The sequence below is a fragment of the Paenibacillus sp. P22 genome, assembly GCF_000469945.2.
In the GTDB taxonomy this organism is placed as follows: domain Bacteria; phylum Bacillota; class Bacilli; order Paenibacillales; family Paenibacillaceae; genus Paenibacillus_O; species Paenibacillus_O humicus.
Window position 1 is genome coordinate 1 of record NZ_CBRA020000014.1, and the last position, 15,469, is coordinate 15,469.

At 61.8% G+C, this 15,469-nt stretch carries 15 protein-coding genes; all 15 read right to left on the reverse strand.

The window, feature by feature from the left end:
* The coding region (locus BN871_RS04180; protein WP_048744793.1) for a ribonuclease E/G at positions 1 to 859 on the reverse strand (859 nt) is incomplete at its 3' end.
* Between the two features lie 61 nt (positions 860 to 920).
* Positions 921 to 1,793 (reverse strand): M50 family metallopeptidase, encoded by an 873-nt coding sequence (locus BN871_RS04185; RefSeq protein ID WP_048744773.1) that lies wholly within the window; start codon positions 1,791 to 1,793, stop codon positions 921 to 923.
* Entirely contained in the window at positions 1,786 to 2,958 is a 1,173-nt protein-coding gene (locus BN871_RS04190; RefSeq protein WP_198158003.1) for a M23 family metallopeptidase, read from the reverse strand. The genes BN871_RS04185 and BN871_RS04190 overlap by 8 nt, the downstream gene beginning before the upstream one ends.
* Positions 2,959 to 3,386: 428 nt before the next feature.
* The gene (locus BN871_RS04195; protein ID WP_021880686.1) at positions 3,387 to 4,532 is read right to left on the reverse strand and encodes an FtsW/RodA/SpoVE family cell cycle protein; all 1,146 of its coding nucleotides are present in this window, start codon (positions 4,530 to 4,532) and stop codon (positions 3,387 to 3,389) included.
* A 6-nt stretch (positions 4,533 to 4,538) separates the two neighbouring features.
* Positions 4,539 to 5,330: a septum site-determining protein MinD gene (gene minD / locus BN871_RS04200; protein WP_021880685.1), complete on the reverse strand. Its 792-nt coding sequence runs from the start codon at positions 5,328 to 5,330 to the stop codon at positions 4,539 to 4,541.
* A gap of 4 nt (positions 5,331 to 5,334) precedes the next feature.
* Positions 5,335 to 6,000, reverse strand: coding sequence for a septum site-determining protein MinC (locus BN871_RS04205; protein WP_021880684.1), 666 nt, complete (start codon positions 5,998 to 6,000; stop codon positions 5,335 to 5,337).
* A gap of 69 nt (positions 6,001 to 6,069) precedes the next feature.
* On the reverse strand, positions 6,070 to 6,591 hold the full coding sequence (gene mreD, locus BN871_RS04210) for a rod shape-determining protein MreD (RefSeq protein WP_232312800.1): 522 nt from the start codon (positions 6,589 to 6,591) through the stop codon (positions 6,070 to 6,072).
* A 2-nt stretch (positions 6,592 to 6,593) separates the two neighbouring features.
* Positions 6,594 to 7,412: a rod shape-determining protein MreC gene (mreC, locus tag BN871_RS04215; protein WP_048744794.1), complete on the reverse strand. Its 819-nt coding sequence runs from the start codon at positions 7,410 to 7,412 to the stop codon at positions 6,594 to 6,596.
* A gap of 81 nt (positions 7,413 to 7,493) precedes the next feature.
* Entirely contained in the window at positions 7,494 to 8,519 is a 1,026-nt protein-coding gene (locus tag BN871_RS04220) for a rod shape-determining protein (RefSeq protein ID WP_048744776.1), read from the reverse strand.
* A gap of 42 nt (positions 8,520 to 8,561) precedes the next feature.
* The gene (gene radC / locus BN871_RS04225) at positions 8,562 to 9,257 is read right to left on the reverse strand and encodes a DNA repair protein RadC (RefSeq protein WP_021880680.1); all 696 of its coding nucleotides are present in this window, start codon (positions 9,255 to 9,257) and stop codon (positions 8,562 to 8,564) included.
* 60 nt (positions 9,258 to 9,317) lie between these two features.
* Positions 9,318 to 9,947: a nucleoside triphosphate pyrophosphatase gene (locus BN871_RS04230; protein ID WP_048744777.1), complete on the reverse strand. Its 630-nt coding sequence runs from the start codon at positions 9,945 to 9,947 to the stop codon at positions 9,318 to 9,320.
* 61 nt (positions 9,948 to 10,008) lie between these two features.
* Complete coding sequence (locus tag BN871_RS04235; protein WP_021880678.1) at positions 10,009 to 10,251, reverse strand: DUF4321 domain-containing protein; 243 nt, start codon at positions 10,249 to 10,251, stop codon at positions 10,009 to 10,011.
* A gap of 88 nt (positions 10,252 to 10,339) precedes the next feature.
* Positions 10,340 to 11,149, reverse strand: coding sequence for a hypothetical protein (locus BN871_RS04240; protein ID WP_021880677.1), 810 nt, complete (start codon positions 11,147 to 11,149; stop codon positions 10,340 to 10,342).
* A gap of 1,246 nt (positions 11,150 to 12,395) precedes the next feature.
* Positions 12,396 to 13,796 carry a UDP-N-acetylmuramate--L-alanine ligase gene (gene murC, locus BN871_RS04250; RefSeq protein WP_048744795.1) on the reverse strand — a complete coding sequence of 467 codons (1,401 nt, stop codon included), beginning with the start codon at positions 13,794 to 13,796 and terminating at the stop codon, positions 12,396 to 12,398.
* Positions 13,797 to 13,801: 5 nt separating this feature from the next.
* The gene (locus BN871_RS04255) at positions 13,802 to 15,190 is read right to left on the reverse strand and encodes a folylpolyglutamate synthase/dihydrofolate synthase family protein (RefSeq protein WP_048744796.1); all 1,389 of its coding nucleotides are present in this window, start codon (positions 15,188 to 15,190) and stop codon (positions 13,802 to 13,804) included.
* Between the last annotated feature and the right edge of the window lie 279 nt (positions 15,191 to 15,469).

The following is a 15,469-nucleotide window of genomic DNA, read 5'->3' on the forward strand; positions in this document are numbered from 1 at the left end:
CGAGGTAGCCGCCGCTCGGCAGCCAGATCCGCGTCTGGAAGGCCGCGCTCAGCTGCTCGGCGATTCCATGCTGCTCGAAGAGGGTCTTGCCGCCCTGCCTGTCCGCCAGGTGAAGCCGCGCCTCGCTGCCCGGCGCCAGCTCCCGGACCAGTCCCAGCGCCTCCTCGTACCGGGACCGATCGTCGAAGTACACCTCGGTGCCCGGCGTGAAGACGTCGCGGAATGTCCGCCTCATCAAGGCCGCCTCGCGAAGGACCGGCTGGGGCGGCTTGAGCCCTTTGGCCTTCTTCACCACCGCTTCCCAGCTTTCCCTGAGCTGCATCAGGTCATGGCGCAGCGAATGCAGGCTCTCGCCGGCCGCCACGGTCCGCATGATGATGCCCTCGCTGCCTCTGCGCAGCTCCTCGCCGACGCCTCGGAGCCTGCTGCGCTCGCTCTCGGCTCCGATCTTCTTGGATACGCCGACATAATCCGCGCCCGGCATGTAGACAAGCCATCTTCCCGGCAAGGAAAACTGGGTCGTTACCCGCGCTCCTTTGCCGCCGATCGGCTCCTTGATGACCTGCACGAGCAGCTCCTGGCCGACACGGACCAGGTCCGCGATGGCCGGCTTGTCCTTGCCGTGATCGGCTGCAGGATGGAGCAGCTCGTCGATATACAGAAACGCGTTTTTGGCCAGGCCGATATCGACGAATGCCGCCTGCATGCCAGGCAGCACGTTGACGACGCGACCTTTGTACATATTGCCGACCAAACCGCCTTCCGATGCATCCTCCATGAAAAACTCCATGACGCGCCCGCCCTGAAGCACCGCCGTCTGCAGCAGCGCACCGTTCGCCTGAATCAGCATTGTCCTCATGATATGACGGTGACACCTGCCCCCCGCGGTCTTTGCAAGACCGTTCGATTTGCCTCTTATTCTACCTCAAAAGGTCGGAAACTGCACGGTCTCCCGTCAAATATCCTTCGATGATCCTCTGCTCCGGCAGCACCTTGACGATCCGGCCCCGCTCTTCCATCACGTAGACGAGATGATAATGGTCCCGCAGGAACAGCCTCGCCGTCGTCCAGACCGGATGCCGCTGCGTCACGACAATCGGCCTCGCCCGGACGCCTTCCCGAATCCGCCTTCTCGCCCCGCGATCCCTGTTCACGAGAAAACGCAGGAATAGGAACGGAATGTGCTTCCGGTAGGTCCAGTTGGTCGCCAGCAGAAACAGCCCTACCGCCAGCAGATTGGCCTGGATGCCGCTGCTGCGGTGAAGCTGCGGCAGCAGCGCGTAGCCGATCATGACGAGGCTGAACGCCATTCCGGTCCATGCGGTCAGCCTCAGCGTCGAATAAAAGGTAAAGCGAAGCCCGCAGGCGATCCGGAGCAGCCTGCCGCCGTCCAGCGGATAGATCGGCAGCAGATTGAAGGCGAGCAGGAGCAGGTTCGCGCGCAGCAGATAGTCCGCCCAGCCCGCGTCCATCCATCCAAGCGAGCCCAGCCCCCAGGCCGCTGCCGCCATCCATACATTCTGGAGCGGTCCTGCCAGCGCGATGACCGCCTCCTCGCGCGCCGGCGCTCCCGGCTTCTCCTCGAGCTCGGCTACGCCTCCGAACGGCAGCAGCTTGATCTCCCTGATCGTCCATCCGTACCCATAGGCTGCCGCCGCGTGTCCCAGCTCATGGACGAAAACGAGCGTGAAAAGGGTAAGGAGCTCGGCAAGATAGCCTGTCATCACCGACAGCAGCATCAGCACCGCGAACAAGGGATGAAGGCTCCACCTCACTCCCCGGATGTTAATCAAGCGGAACCACTTCCGCCGGGTCGACGTAGCGGTCGTTGTCCTTCACCGCAAAATAGAGCAGGGGCAAGCTTCCGTCCGCTGCCGCGGATCCCATCTTGCCGATCACCTGTCCGGCCGTCACCCAATCGTTCACCTGCACGCCTGCCTCGCCCAGCTGGCCGTAATAGGTCGTACGGCCGTCGGCATGCTGGATGACGATCGTCGGTCCCTTGGCGTCGTCGGCCGAGACGACCTGGACCCGTCCCTGCTCGGCCGCCCTTACCGCTCCTCCGGCCTGCCCCGCCATCTCCACGCCGCCCAGCGACTCGGCGAACGTCTTCACGACGGCGCCGCCTTCAAGCGGCGATACCGTTTCGGGCTTGACCGTCCCTCCTACGCTTGCCGTCTGCTCCCCGTCCCGGATGCCGAAGCCGGGAATGAAGGACGGCGCTCCTGCGAATACCTGGTTGTACCAGCCCGCTATCCGCGTGAAATCCATCTGCTCGGTCAGCGCTTCGGTCACCAGCGCCTGCCCTTGCCTCGCGGCTCCGCCGCTGAGCTGGAACAGCCCCCATACCGCCCCGAACAAGGCGACGGAGAGCAGCAGCTTCACCTGGAGCTCCTGGCGGAAGCCGCTGGTCCCGCCGCCTCCTTGGCGGCTTCCGCCGGAACCGGAGCGGCGCCCGGATGAAGGCGTCCTCCCTTCCTGCTTGCGGAAAGGAGCCGAAAGGCTGCCGCTCGCCTCCTCCAGCCGCTGCCACGGGTTGGCGCTGCGCTTCCATTCCAGCTCGGGATCCTTCTCGGAAGGGAGCGGCCAGGCTTCCTGCCACAGCTCGTCCGGCTCGGCGTCAAACGCTTCCGGCGGCGGAGCATACACGCGGGTGCCGTACGGTCCTGCGCCGCCTGCGCCTCCGTTGTTTTGGGCGGATGGGCCGGAGCCGAACGCCCCTTGCTTTCGAGGCGAGCCGGACGAGGCGCGCCCAGTCTCGGTATCCTTTTCATACCGAGAGGGAGCCGGACGCATCCCCGCGCCGGGACCGCTCTCCGTCAACTCCCGGATCCTTTCCTGGCGGCGCTCGCGGTTGCCCGTCCCGATCGCCTCCGCTTCCTCATGCCTGCGGCCGCCGTTCAAGCGGCGCCGGGTCGAATAATCGGCATCGAACCGTCCCTTGTTTCCCGCATCCATCCTTGTCCCGCTCCCTTCGGAATCTCCGCCGCCGGATAAGATGACGGAGGCTTGTTCCTTATCCTTATGAGCGGGCTTATCCAAGTATGCGGACGGTGCGGGACGGACTTGGCCACCCCCTGGCTGCAGCAGGATCAGGCACAAGGCGAGCGGGCAAAATAAAAAGAGCCTCCCGTCTGCGGAAGACTCTAGTGCTGGTTTGATTGTCCCGTACGGCTCAACTTGTGGCGGCTCCTTCGGAAAGGAGAGGTGCCCAAGAATGCTTTCCAATCGATCACGGCTTTGTACGCATTCGGCCGTTTTTTCCCGGCCAAACAAGCATGTCATCGAGAAAAAGAAAAAGAATGCCGGCCAGAAGCTCAGCAGCTCCTTCTCCGACATCCTCAAGGGAATCTCTATGCAAGATTTGCGAGTTTTTCTTTTTTCGGCTACTCGAGCTGATATTTCTCCTGATGCGCCCGAACGCTGAAAACAATGCCGATGCTGAGCATATTCAGCATCAGAGACGTGCCGCCGTAGCTGACGAACGGCAGCGTAATGCCGGTGATCGGCATGATGCCGATCATCATGCCTACGTTCTGGAACACCTGGAACACGTACATGCACACAATCCCGATGATGATGAACGAGCCCTTCAGGTCCAGGCACTGGAAGGCGATGATGATCATCCGGTAGATAAGCAGGAAGTACAGGAGCAGCAGCACGGCCGAGCCCTGGAAGCCGAACTCCTCGCCGATGACGACAAAGATGGAATCCGAATACGTATATGGAACTGCGCCGCGATTTTTGGAATCGCCCTGAAGGAAGCCGTCTCCCGTCAAGCCGCCGCTGCCGACGGCGATCTTGGCGTTGCGCGCCTGGTAAGCCTCGTCCTTGTCCGCATTGGTCGGATCGACGAAGGTGTTGATCCGCTCGTACCAGTGCTTGACGCCATGCTTCTCCGCGTAGTCCTTGATTTCGGCATTGAAGGAAGTGAACAGCGTCACGAACAGAAGAGCGCCGCCGATGACGGATACAAGCCCGATCAGGACATGCGAGTACTTTACGTTGCCGATCCACAGCATGCCGAGCAGGATGACCAGATAAATGACGGCATTGCCGAGATCGGGCTGGACGACGACAAGCATGAAGGGCAGCCCGACCAACACCGCGATCGGCAGGAGATCCTGCGTGAACAGCAGCTTGTCACCCTGCCTTCGTCCCAGCATGTAGGCCACGACGATGATCATGATGATCTTGAACGCCTCGGCCGGCTGGAAGCTGAATCCGCCCGGCAGCTTGAACCACCCGGTCGCGCCGTTCACCTTGGAGCCGAGGAAAAAGACGGCGACGAGCAGCGCGATGCCGACGGCGTAAAAATAATACCAGAACTTGAGAATAATGCGGTAGTCCACCAAGGTGACGAAAGTCACCAGAATGTACCCCGCGACATAAAACTGCAGCATCTTCTTATAGTAGCCGGCATACTTCGGATCCCCGTCGCCGACGCTGTAGAGCAGCACCGCGCTGACCACCATGAAGCACACTAGCAGCGTCAGGATGCCGACATCCATTTTTTTGAGTCTATTGAGCACTTACGTTCATCCCATTCCCAGAAACTTCACGAGCCTGCGCAGCCTACCCGGCCTCTCTTCCAGCTGCATCAGCGGAACCATGTCCCCCAGTATGCGCCTGGCGATGTTGCGGTAAGCGATCGCAGCCCGCGAGCTCGGATCCATGACGGTCGGTTCGCCGGAGTTGGCAGCCTTGATGACTCTCTCATCGTCCGGAACGATGCCGAGCAGGTCGACGGCCAGCACCTGGCAAATCTCGTCGATGTCCAGCATTTCCCCGCTCTTGACCATCGCGGGGCGGATGCGGTTGACGACCAGCTTGGCCGGAACCTTGGAGCCCTCCAGCAGGCCGATCACCCGGTCGGCGTCCCTCACGGCGGCATTCTCGGGGGTCGTGACGACGATCGCCCGGTCGGCGCCGGCTACCGCGTTGCGGAAGCCCTGCTCGATGCCGGCCGGACAGTCGATGATGACATAATCGTACTCCCGCTTCAGCTCCAGGACGATGTCCTTGACCTGCTCCGGCGTGACGTCGGACTTGTCCTTCGTCTGGGCGGCGGGCAGCATGTACAGCTCCTCGAACCGCTTGTCCTTGACGAGCGCCTGCTGCAGGCGGCAGCGCCCTTCCGCAACGTCCACGAGATCGTAGATGATCCGGTTCTCAAGCCCCATGACGACGTCCAGATTGCGCAGGCCGATATCGGTATCGACCATGGCCACTTTTTTGCCCAGCAGAGCAAGGGCGGTGCCCAGATTGGCCGATGTCGTCGTCTTGCCGACTCCGCCTTTGCCCGATGTGATGACGATTGCTTCTCCCATGCCTTTACACCCCTTTGAACAGCATCGTCTCCTTGCGCATCCGCGCGAGCTGGTTCATCTTGTCGATCTGCATCCGCCCGTCCTCCAGGTAGGCATACTCCATGGAGGCGTCTCCCGACATCCATTCCTCGGGAGGACGGCTGATGACATCCGCAATGCGCAGCTGCGTCGGCCGCAGCAGCGACGCGGCGATAATGGCTTCTTCACGGCCCTCGCAGCCCGCATGGGCCATTCCGCGAAGAGCGCCGAGCACATATATATCCCCGGTGCAGCGGACCGTGCCGCCGGGGTTCACGTCGCCGAGCAGCAGCAGGCTTCCATCATGCTCCACTGTCTGTCCGGAACGGATCATTCCCGTCATAAGCTTGAACGCCTGCATTCCGGCCTCATCGCCTTCTTCGGCGGCAGCTTCGGATTCAATCGACTGGACAAGCAGGTTCCCCTTCTGGCGGATCAAGGAACGGATTCTCTCCTTGTCTTCCTCCTCCAGGCTGCGCGCGCCCAGCCTCACATGCACATGCACCAGCGGCCCGGAAAGCAGCTGCTGGTGGGATTTTTCCAGCTTGAACTGGAGCTCTTCCATCAATTCCGAAAGCTCGCACTGATCGTCAAAGAGGAAGATGAGACCGTCCTTGACTCCCTTAATCGTAATACGCTGTTTGTCGGTCACATCCGTCCCTCCTTGACGTACTCAATTCGGCTTGCGGAAGGCGGTTTCCTGCTTCCTTCATGCATGGCTTCATTCAGGCTCTTTCTTGCTGTACCGGTTCATGGCCAAGTTCTGGAACCATCTCCGCAGCGGGATATACACCGCCAGTGCGAATGCCAGCTGAAGGAACAGGCTGGGAAGAATATGGTCGACCAGCGCCCAGGACAGGGACTCCTGCGTGAACTGGAACACCTTGTAGACAAAATAAAGGGCAAGTTCATATAAGAGCGTGCCGAACGCGACGACGACAAGCGCCATCATCATCGTGCTGCGGCGCCTCTCGAGCAGCAGCCCGAACAGGTAGCCGATGAGAGCCATCGCATAGGCATGAAGGCCGAGCAGATGCCCGCGGAAGACGACATCCTGCAGCAGCCCGAAGCCCGCTCCGAGCAGCAGAGCGGAGTGCCGGCTGTGGTACATGGCCGCGAAGAGCACGACGGCAAGCGTGAAATGAGGAACGATTCGCCCGGCGAACTCGCCCGGAATGATCCACGGCACGATCGTCGACTGCACGACGAAGGCCAGGAAGGTCAAGCCTACGATGCCTTGCATCCTCATTGGATCGCCTCGGGCTTCTGGACGACAAGCACCTCGTTCAGATGATCGAAATCAGCAGCCAGCTTGATGCTGGCCGTCTTGGTCAGGCCGAAGTCGCTGTCCTGAATGGACTCTACGGTCCCGATGACCAGCCCCTCCGGATAGACATTGTTCAGTCCGGAGGTCAGGATCGTATCGCCCTTCGTCATCGGGTCGTCCGCCGCGATCTTCGTCATCTGAAGCATCTGCGTCTCCTTGTTGTAGCTGCTGACGATGCCGAACGACTGCTTCTGCTTGCCGAGCGCCGTCGCCGATATTCCCGGCGCCTGGTCGTTCAGTTCAAGCAGCGGCATGATCGTGGAGGTGACCTCGGACACTTTGCTGATGATGCCGACCATGCCCTCGTCGGTTATGACGGCCATCTTTTCCTTGATCCCGTTCTTGGAGCCGAGGTTGATCGTCAGCGTCTGGTTGTATGGATCCGGACTGACCGCGATGACCTGGGCGAACAGGAATTTGTAATCGTTGATCTTCTTCTGGGCTTCGGTGAAGTGCAGCAGCTCCTGCAAGCTCTGGTTCGTCTGCTCCATCGCATTGAATTTCACCTTGTCCCTCGTATAGGCGGCTACTGTCATGCGCAGCTGCTCATTCTCTTCATGCATGGCGCGCAAGTTTCCGATATCCTGGAAGAAGCCCGCCATATAGCCAGCGGGCTTGTAGAACCATTGCTGCACGAATCCGGTCGTATCCCGAAGGAACTTCTCCGGCGCGGTCAGCCCCGAGCGGTTGCTGATCGACACGCCGATGACCGCGATGAAAAGAATGAAGCTGATCATGAGAACGAAGAGCCGCCTGTTCCGCAAATGCTTAAACAAACCGTTCACCCGCCCGTCTCATTCATCCGCTCCTCCTGCGACTTAGCGCTTGGACCTGGAGCCGCCTCTGTTTTTGAATAAATGCAAGTTGTCGAGCGAGCGGCCCGTGCCGATCGCTACGCAGTCAAGGGGATTCTCGGCTACGATGACCGGCATGCCGGTCTCGCGGGAGAGCAGCTTGTCCAGGTTGCGCAGCAGCGCTCCGCCGCCGGTAAGCACGATGCCGCGGTCCATGATGTCCGCAGACAGCTCCGGCGGGCATTTCTCGAGCGTGATCTTCACGGCGTCGATAATAGCCGCGATCGTATCCGCGAGAGCTTCCGTAATCTCGTCCGAAGTGATCGACAGCGTCTTGGGCAGCCCCGTCACGAGGTCGCGGCCGCGGATTTCCATCGTCTCCGACTGCTCCAGCGCCATCGCCGTGCCGATCTCCATCTTCAGCTGCTCGGCCGTGCGCTCGCCGATCATCAGATTGTACAGCCGCTTGATGTACTGGATGACGGCCTCATCCATCTCGTCTCCGGCGATGCGGACCGAACGGCTCGTCACGATGCCTCCGAGCGAAATGACCGCGACTTCCGTCGTGCCGCCGCCGATATCGACGACCATGCTGCCGGTCGGCTCCCATACGGGCAGGTCGGCTCCGATCGCCGCCGCGAACGGCTCCTCGATCGTGAACGCCTCGCGCGCTCCTGCTTGCTTGGCCGCGTCTTCGACGGCGCGCTTCTCGACGGATGTAATTCCCGAAGGCACGCATATCATGACGTTTGGATGACGCGGGAACAGGGCGCGCTGCTTCTGCGCCTGGCGAATGAAATATTTGATCATAGTGGCTGTCGTCTCAAAATCCGCGATGACGCCATCCTTCATCGGACGGACAGCGCGGATGTTGCCGGGCGTGCGGCCGATCATTTTCTTGGCATGCTCGCCGACAGCTTCAATCGTTTTTGTATCCGTACGCAGGGCCACCACAGACGGCTCCCTGACAGCGATTCCTTTTCCTTTGACATACACGAGCGTATTGGCGGTACCCAGGTCAATCCCTAAATCCTTAGAGCCTCCGAACATGGTCAAACTCCCTTCTGAAATGCGGCAATCCTATTCATTATATTACAAGAGGCCTTGTTCCTTCAAACTAATGAAGACTCCATCGCCGATGACAATATGATCCAGCACGTCGATTCCGACCAGTTCTCCCGCCTCTGCCAGCCTGCGCGTCAGCGCCGCATCCTCGGTGCTCGGGGTCGGATCTCCGCTCGGATGGTTGTGGGCGCAGACGATCGAAGCCGCGCCATGCCGTATCGCCTCGCGGAATACTTCCCGCGGATGGACAAGCGATGCATTCAGCGTTCCTACCGATATGGTCTCGCGCGCGACGATATGATTTTTGGTGTTGAGAAACAGGCAGACGAAATGCTCCACCTTATGATAGCGAAGGTCTTCCATCAGGTAATCCGCCGCGTCCTGCGGCCTCCGCACGACGACGGCCTCTCCGCGGCGGCTCTGGGAAAGCCGCCTGCCGAGCTCGATGCCGGCCCGGATCTGCAGCGCCTTGGCCGGACCGATGCCCTTGATCCGCGTCAGCTCCGTCGTCCCCATGTCCACCAGTCCGCGCAGGCTGCCGCTCTGGGCCAGAATACGCGAGGCCAGATGCACCGCCGTCTCCGACGCCGTTCCCGTCCGCAGAAGGATCGCCAGCAGCTCGGCATGGCTGAGCGCTTCCGCTCCGTACTTGATCATGCGCTCTCTCGGACGTTCTTCGCTAGGAAGCTCGCGCAGGCTTAATCCTTTTGATGGAACCGACATTGGACCCGACCGCCTTCAAGCCCCCGTCCTGGCGCAGCGCGCAGGCACGGGAGCAGCAGATTAAATGACGTGTATGCCGAATTCGGCCAGCATGTCCGCAAGCAGCGGCAGCGGCAAGCCGACGACATTGGTATAACAGCCTTCGATCTTCTCCACCAGCACGCCGCCCACGCCTTGAATGCCGTAGGAGCCGGCTTTGTCCAGCGGTTCTCCCGTAGCCGCGTAGCGGCGGGCGCTCTCGATGCCGAACGGCTTCATCGTGACCAGCGTACGCTGCCAGCGGCTGACGGCGCGATCTCCCGGGCAGGAAAGGAGGGTGACGCCGGTATAGACTTCATGCGTGCGGCCGCTCAGCGCCATCAGGGCAGACACGGCATCCTCGCGGTCCGCGGGCTTGCCGAGCACCGCCCCGTCCAGCACGACGATCGTATCGGCGCCGAGCACGAGATCGTTCCCTGAGGACGATTCTGCGGATTGCTCGCCGCGAAGCGCGTCGGCAGCGGCCTCGGCCTTGCGCCGGCTAAGCTCGAGGACGATCTCTCCGGGAGAGAGCGTCCCGGCGACGGATTCATCCGCCCCGGTAGGAAGCAGGCGGACAGGAAGCTCAAGTCCGAGGACAGACACCAGCTCCCGGCGCCGCGGGGACGCCGAGGCCAGTACGAGCCGATCGGGTATAGCGACATCGTTCATGTTCGATAATGCTCCTCTTCCATAATGCTCCTCTTCGATAACGGTCCGCCATGTCCTCCGGTCAGAGGCGGCGGTACAGCCACAGCGCAAGCACGAGCACGAGCAGGCTGATCAGGCTGAATTGGATGGTGACGTCCAGGCTGTAGCTGAGGACGCCCAGATCGGCGGCGGGAGACCAGCGGATATCCGTGGAGCGCGTCAGCGCCGACACCCCCGGCACATCCTTCAGCCAGCGGTTCGCAAGCGCTCCTGCGACAAGTCCAAGCACGATAAAGAAGAGAAGCGTCCAGCCATTTTTCTTCATGGTTCAACGCCTCTCGCCAATGATTGACACCTGGCCTCATTATACGCGATCGCCTCCGTTCTTTACAATGTAAAGAACCTGTCTCCCCTTACGGCTGCAAGGTTTCGATCAACGCACGCTGTCCGAAGAAGACGTCCATCGATCGGCTCTGCACCGTCCACAAACGCGCCTTCGAGGGAGCCGCATTATAGGCGTCCAGCTCTTTGGCAGCCAGATTGACCGCCGACTCCAGGCTATCGGCCGCGGCCGCCGACTCCTTGCCCTGTACCCCGGGACGGAAGGCTGCATAGGCTTGCCGCCACGAGGCCAGCTGCTTGTCCCATTCCGCCATGGCTTTCTTGTCCGCAGCGCCAGGCTTCGCCTGGCTCGCAGAGGCCAGCGTCATGTCGGCCAGCTGCGCGATCAGCCCGGATGTCGCGGGTCCAAACGCCTTCGCATCCTTTTCGGATCCGGCGAAACGAAACTTGCCGGCCGCGGGAAGCGAGACTTCCTTGATGTATACTTCCGTGCCGGAGATGGAAGCAGCGAGAGACTCCGCGCCGCTGCGCTTCGACGAGATGCCGGCGTAGACGCGGTAGCCGCCGTCCGCCTTTGCCGAAGCAGAGCCGAGTCCGCCGGCCTTCAGCTCGGACGCCGCCGCGGCGGCGCTGTCCTTGGCCGAGAAGACGCCGTACTGCAGCAGGCTGAAAGCCGTCTGCGGCCAATCCGCCTGAACGTCCGCCGCAGCGCCGGCAGCAGCCGGAGCGCCGCCTGCTGACGATTCCGTCTTGACGGCGGGAGAACCGGCGCCGCTTGCCGGAGGCGATGCCGCAGGAGCGGACGCCGGCTCGGAAGCCGTGTTTCCGGCGGCTCCGCCGTCTTTGGCGGGGAGAACGCTGCCGCCTGCGAAGAGTGCCAAGCGATGTAGCCGAAGAGTGCTCCGGTCGCTATCGCGCCGGCAACCGACAGCAGGACCGCCGGCCAGGACGGGCCTCTGCGGCTGCCGCCCGCGCTTCCGCTTTCTATACGACGAGCGGGGACGGATTTAAGCTTCCTTGATGCGCGAATTTCATCCAAATCGATGACGGGCCCTTCGAAAAGCTCCGTTCCTGCCGCGGACACAGGCTCCGCATCCGGCCATTGCGGCCATTCGGAGAGAATGCCCGGATCGGGGAGCGGCGTGCTGCGGCGCTCTCCGGGCCTGGCAGCCCGGCCGTCGAGGCGCTCGTCCGTGGAGAGAGCCTGGACTTCATCCGGTGTGAGTGATGGGGCTTCGAGGAGCCCCTCCGCTCCGAAGGTGTTGCCGGCACGGCGTTTTTCCAGTGCAGGTGCGGCGTCAGCCGGCAACTGCCTTCCGGCCGGACGCCCGTCTTCCTTGCGGATGAGGCTTTCCAACCTGTCGATGTCATCCTGAAAGGGGCTTTCCCATGCTTTGTATTCCGCTGTGAATTCCATGGATGAAAGCGACTCCGCAGGCGCCGGACTCCAATCCGGCGGCAGCGATGCCTGCTTGCGCATGCCCGTTTGGCGCGCGCCCCCATGCCGGAGCGGAAAATCCTTCGCCTTCATTTGGCCTTTTGGCTGCAGCTCTACGGCTTGCAACTGCTCTTTTGCTTTCTTTTGTTCTTCCGCCTGCAAGCGGCCCTTCGGCTGCAGCTGTGCGATTGCTTGCAATGGCTCTCTTGCTTTCATCTGTTCCTTTGCCTGCGGTTGGTCCTTTGGCTGCTCCCGTGAAAGCACTTGGCCTTGCCCAAGCGCTTGATCTTTTTTTTGCCTTTGCCTTTGCGCCGGCGCCTGTCCCTTGTCCGGAGCCTCCGCTCCGGCGGCACGCTGCCCGCTCCCTGCAGCCGGTGGCGATTTGCGTTGATCCTGCACCAGCTTCCCTTGACCGTCCGGACGATAGGTCATCCGCGATTTCGTCATGTTCCATTCCTCCTGCCATGCCGGGTTCTTACTCTAATCTATGTCCGAACGATAGAGTTATTCCTCGTTTTGGAAGAAGGATATAGAGATTGATAGGCAGGATCGAGAGCGGAAGCTGCAGCGGGTGGAAAAGGCGGGAGGCCCCGCATCTCTGCGAGGAACCGGATTCCGGCATGAAAAAAAACCTCCGAAAAAGCCTGCATCAGGCCGTTTCGAAGGTTCTTCCTTCTGCTGTTCCGATGTTATTGCCCGTGCCGCTCCCGCAGCTCGCGCGCGAGGCCGTCGGCGGCCTTCCAGATATCTCCGGCTCCCATCGTAATGATGAGATCGCCGGGCGCAGCCTGCTTCGACAGCTCGGCCTGCACCTCTTCCTTGGTCGGAAGATAGCGTGTATTGGCATTGCAGTTCTCCACGATCATCTCCACGAGCCGCTGCGAGCTGATGCCTTCGATCTGCTGCTCGCCGGCCGGGGAGTAGATGTCGGTGATGATCACTTCGTCGGCTTCGGCGAAAGCCCGGCTGAACTGCTCCAGCAGGAAGAAGGTGCGCGTATAGCGCTGCGGCTGGAACACGGCCACGATCCGCTTGCCGGTCGCCTTGGCGGCGCTGATCGTCGCCTGGATCTCCGTCGGATGATGGGCGTAGTCGTCGATGACGAGAATGCCGTTCACGTCGCCCAGCACCTGGAAGCGGCGCTTGGCCCCGATGAATTCCTTGATCGCGGCAGCTGCCGCGCCGAACGGAATGCCGGCTTCCATGCAGGTGATCAGCGTCGCCATCGCGTTATACACGTTATGGCGTCCAGGGACGGACAGCTGCACGACGCCGAGCTCTTTGCCGGAACGGGAAAGCTTGAACGCCACCTTGCGGTCGCCGAGCACGATGTCCGATGCGCGGAATTCCGCTTCCTCGTCGATGCCGAAGGTCAGGATGCGTTCGGACGGAAGGGAGCCTGCCGCCTGCGGCAGCAGCTCGCGGACGATCGGATCGTCCAGGCATACGACGGCCCTTCCATCGGGAGTGACCTGGGTGAGAAACTGGACGTAGGCCTTCTTCAGGTTGGCGAAATCGCCGTCGTAGTTCTCCAGATGATCCGGCTCGATGTTGGTGACGACCGCGATCGCCGGATGGTAATGCAGGAAGGAGCCGTCGCTCTCGTCGGCTTCCGCTACGACATATTCGCCTTTGCCCGCCTTGGCGTTCGTGCCGACATTGACGATTTCGCCGCCGATGATGTAGGTCGGATCCGCTCCGCAGCTCTCCATGACGAGAGCGATCATCGAGGAGGTCGTCGTTTTGCCGTGCGCTCCGGCGACGGCGACCCCCTTGCCCGCATTCATGAGCCTGGCCAGCATCTGGGAGCGATGGAGCACCGGAATCTTCAGCTCCTCCGCCGCGCGCCGCTCCACGTTGTCCTTGGACAGCGCCGTGCTGTAGACGACCAGATCGGCCCCCTTGACGTTGCCTGCGTCATGGCCGATATAGATGCTTGCTCCCTTGGATGCCAGCTTTTCCGCCAGCTCCGCCCGCGCAACGTCGGATCCCGTCACCTTGTATCCCATCTCCAGCATGACGCGGGCGATCGCGCTCATGCCGTAGCCGCCGATTCCGATAAAATGTACGTGCTCTGCTGTAGTCGTCATGACGGTCACCAACCTTTTTCAGAATCCGGTAGCCCAAGCACCCGGGTGCGGACATCGGCGATTAAATAAAGAGTGCCGGTTACGACGGACAGGTCCTCCGGACCCGCCGCCTCTTCCAGGCGCCGCAGCGCAGCGGTCCAATCGGGCTCGACCACGATTTCCGGCGAAACCCCGAGCTCCGCCGCTTCCGAGCGTGCCAGCTCGGCAAGAGCAGGGGCCGGCATCGCCTTGCGGAAGGCGGGCTCCGTAATGACAAAGGTATCCACTATAGGGAGTATATGCCGCAGCACATCCCGATGATTCTTGTTCTCCAGCATTCCCATCATGAGATGGAGCTTGCGGTACTTAAAGACGTCCTTGAGCGCCGCCGCCAGCGACTCCGCTCCTTCGGGATTATGCGCGCCGTCAAGCAGCAGCCGCGGCTCGCTTCTCACCATCTCGAGGCGGCCCGGCCATGCAGCCTCCTTGAGGCCGGCGCGAAGCTGCTCGTCGTCGACCAGCAAGGCGCAGTATTGGCGCAGCACCTCAAGCGCCATGACCGCGGCAGCGGCATTGGTGCGCTGATGGGCGCCGCCAAGCGTCACCGTCAGCGGACTCACAGAGCGGAACAGGCCCTGGAACGCGAAGCTCTGCTCGGCCTCTGACACCTCAAGCGCTTGAATGGAGAACTGCTCGCCGAGCTGGTACAGCGTGCTCTTGCTGCGGCTTGCCGCCGCGCGGATGACCGCCAGCGCCTCCGGATCCTCGACGGTGCTTACGACCGGGACCCCGGGCTTGATGATGCCGGCTTTCTCCGACGCGATTTCCGTTATGGAGCTGCCGAGCACGTCCATGTGGTCATGCCCGACGTTCGTGATGACCGAGATGACCGGCGTCACGATATTCGTCACGTCCAGCCGGCCTCCGAGGCCGGTTTCCCAGACGACGTAATCCGGGTAGGTCACCTTGGCGAAGTACAGGATCGCCAGCGCTGTGGATACCTCGAACATCGTCGGGGAGCCGTGCTCGGTAGCCGCGATCTCGTCCACGAGAGGCTTCAGCTCGTTGGCCAGCCGCAGCAGCGTCTCCTCCTCGATATCCTGGCCGTTATAGCGGAAGCGGTTGGTGAACTTGGTGATATACGGCGACGTGAACGTTCCCGTGTCATAGCCTCCGCGCGTCAGCGCCTCGGTCAGGTAGGCGCAGACGGAGCCTTTGCCGTTCGTTCCCGCCACATGGATGAAGCGGAGCCGGCGTTCGGGATGTCCGAGACGCTCCATCATCAGCTTCATCCGATCCAGGCCCGGACGGATGCCGAAGCCGATGAGGCCTTCGATCCACTCCCGCGCTTCCTCGTACGATTTCAGCAGGCCTCCGGCCTGTCGATGCGTTTCCGCTGCTGCCGGGGACGGCATGGGGCTTCCGGCCGCCGGCAACTGCCCCTCTTCCGCCTGCGGCGATGCAAGTCCTCCAGCGGCGCCGGATTCCGAATTCAGCCCGGCAGCGGACGCTCCCGGCTGCGAGGCTTCCTGCCGCTCCGCCGGCTTCGCCAGCGGTCCGGCACCGTACAGCCATGCGGTCCCTGCCAAAATCATTATCGCGGCGATAATTCCGACAGCTTTATTCAAGCCGTTTTTTCCGTTCATGTTCCGAAGCCTCCTCTATGCCCGCGTCCTCCCCGGAGCGGACAAGCC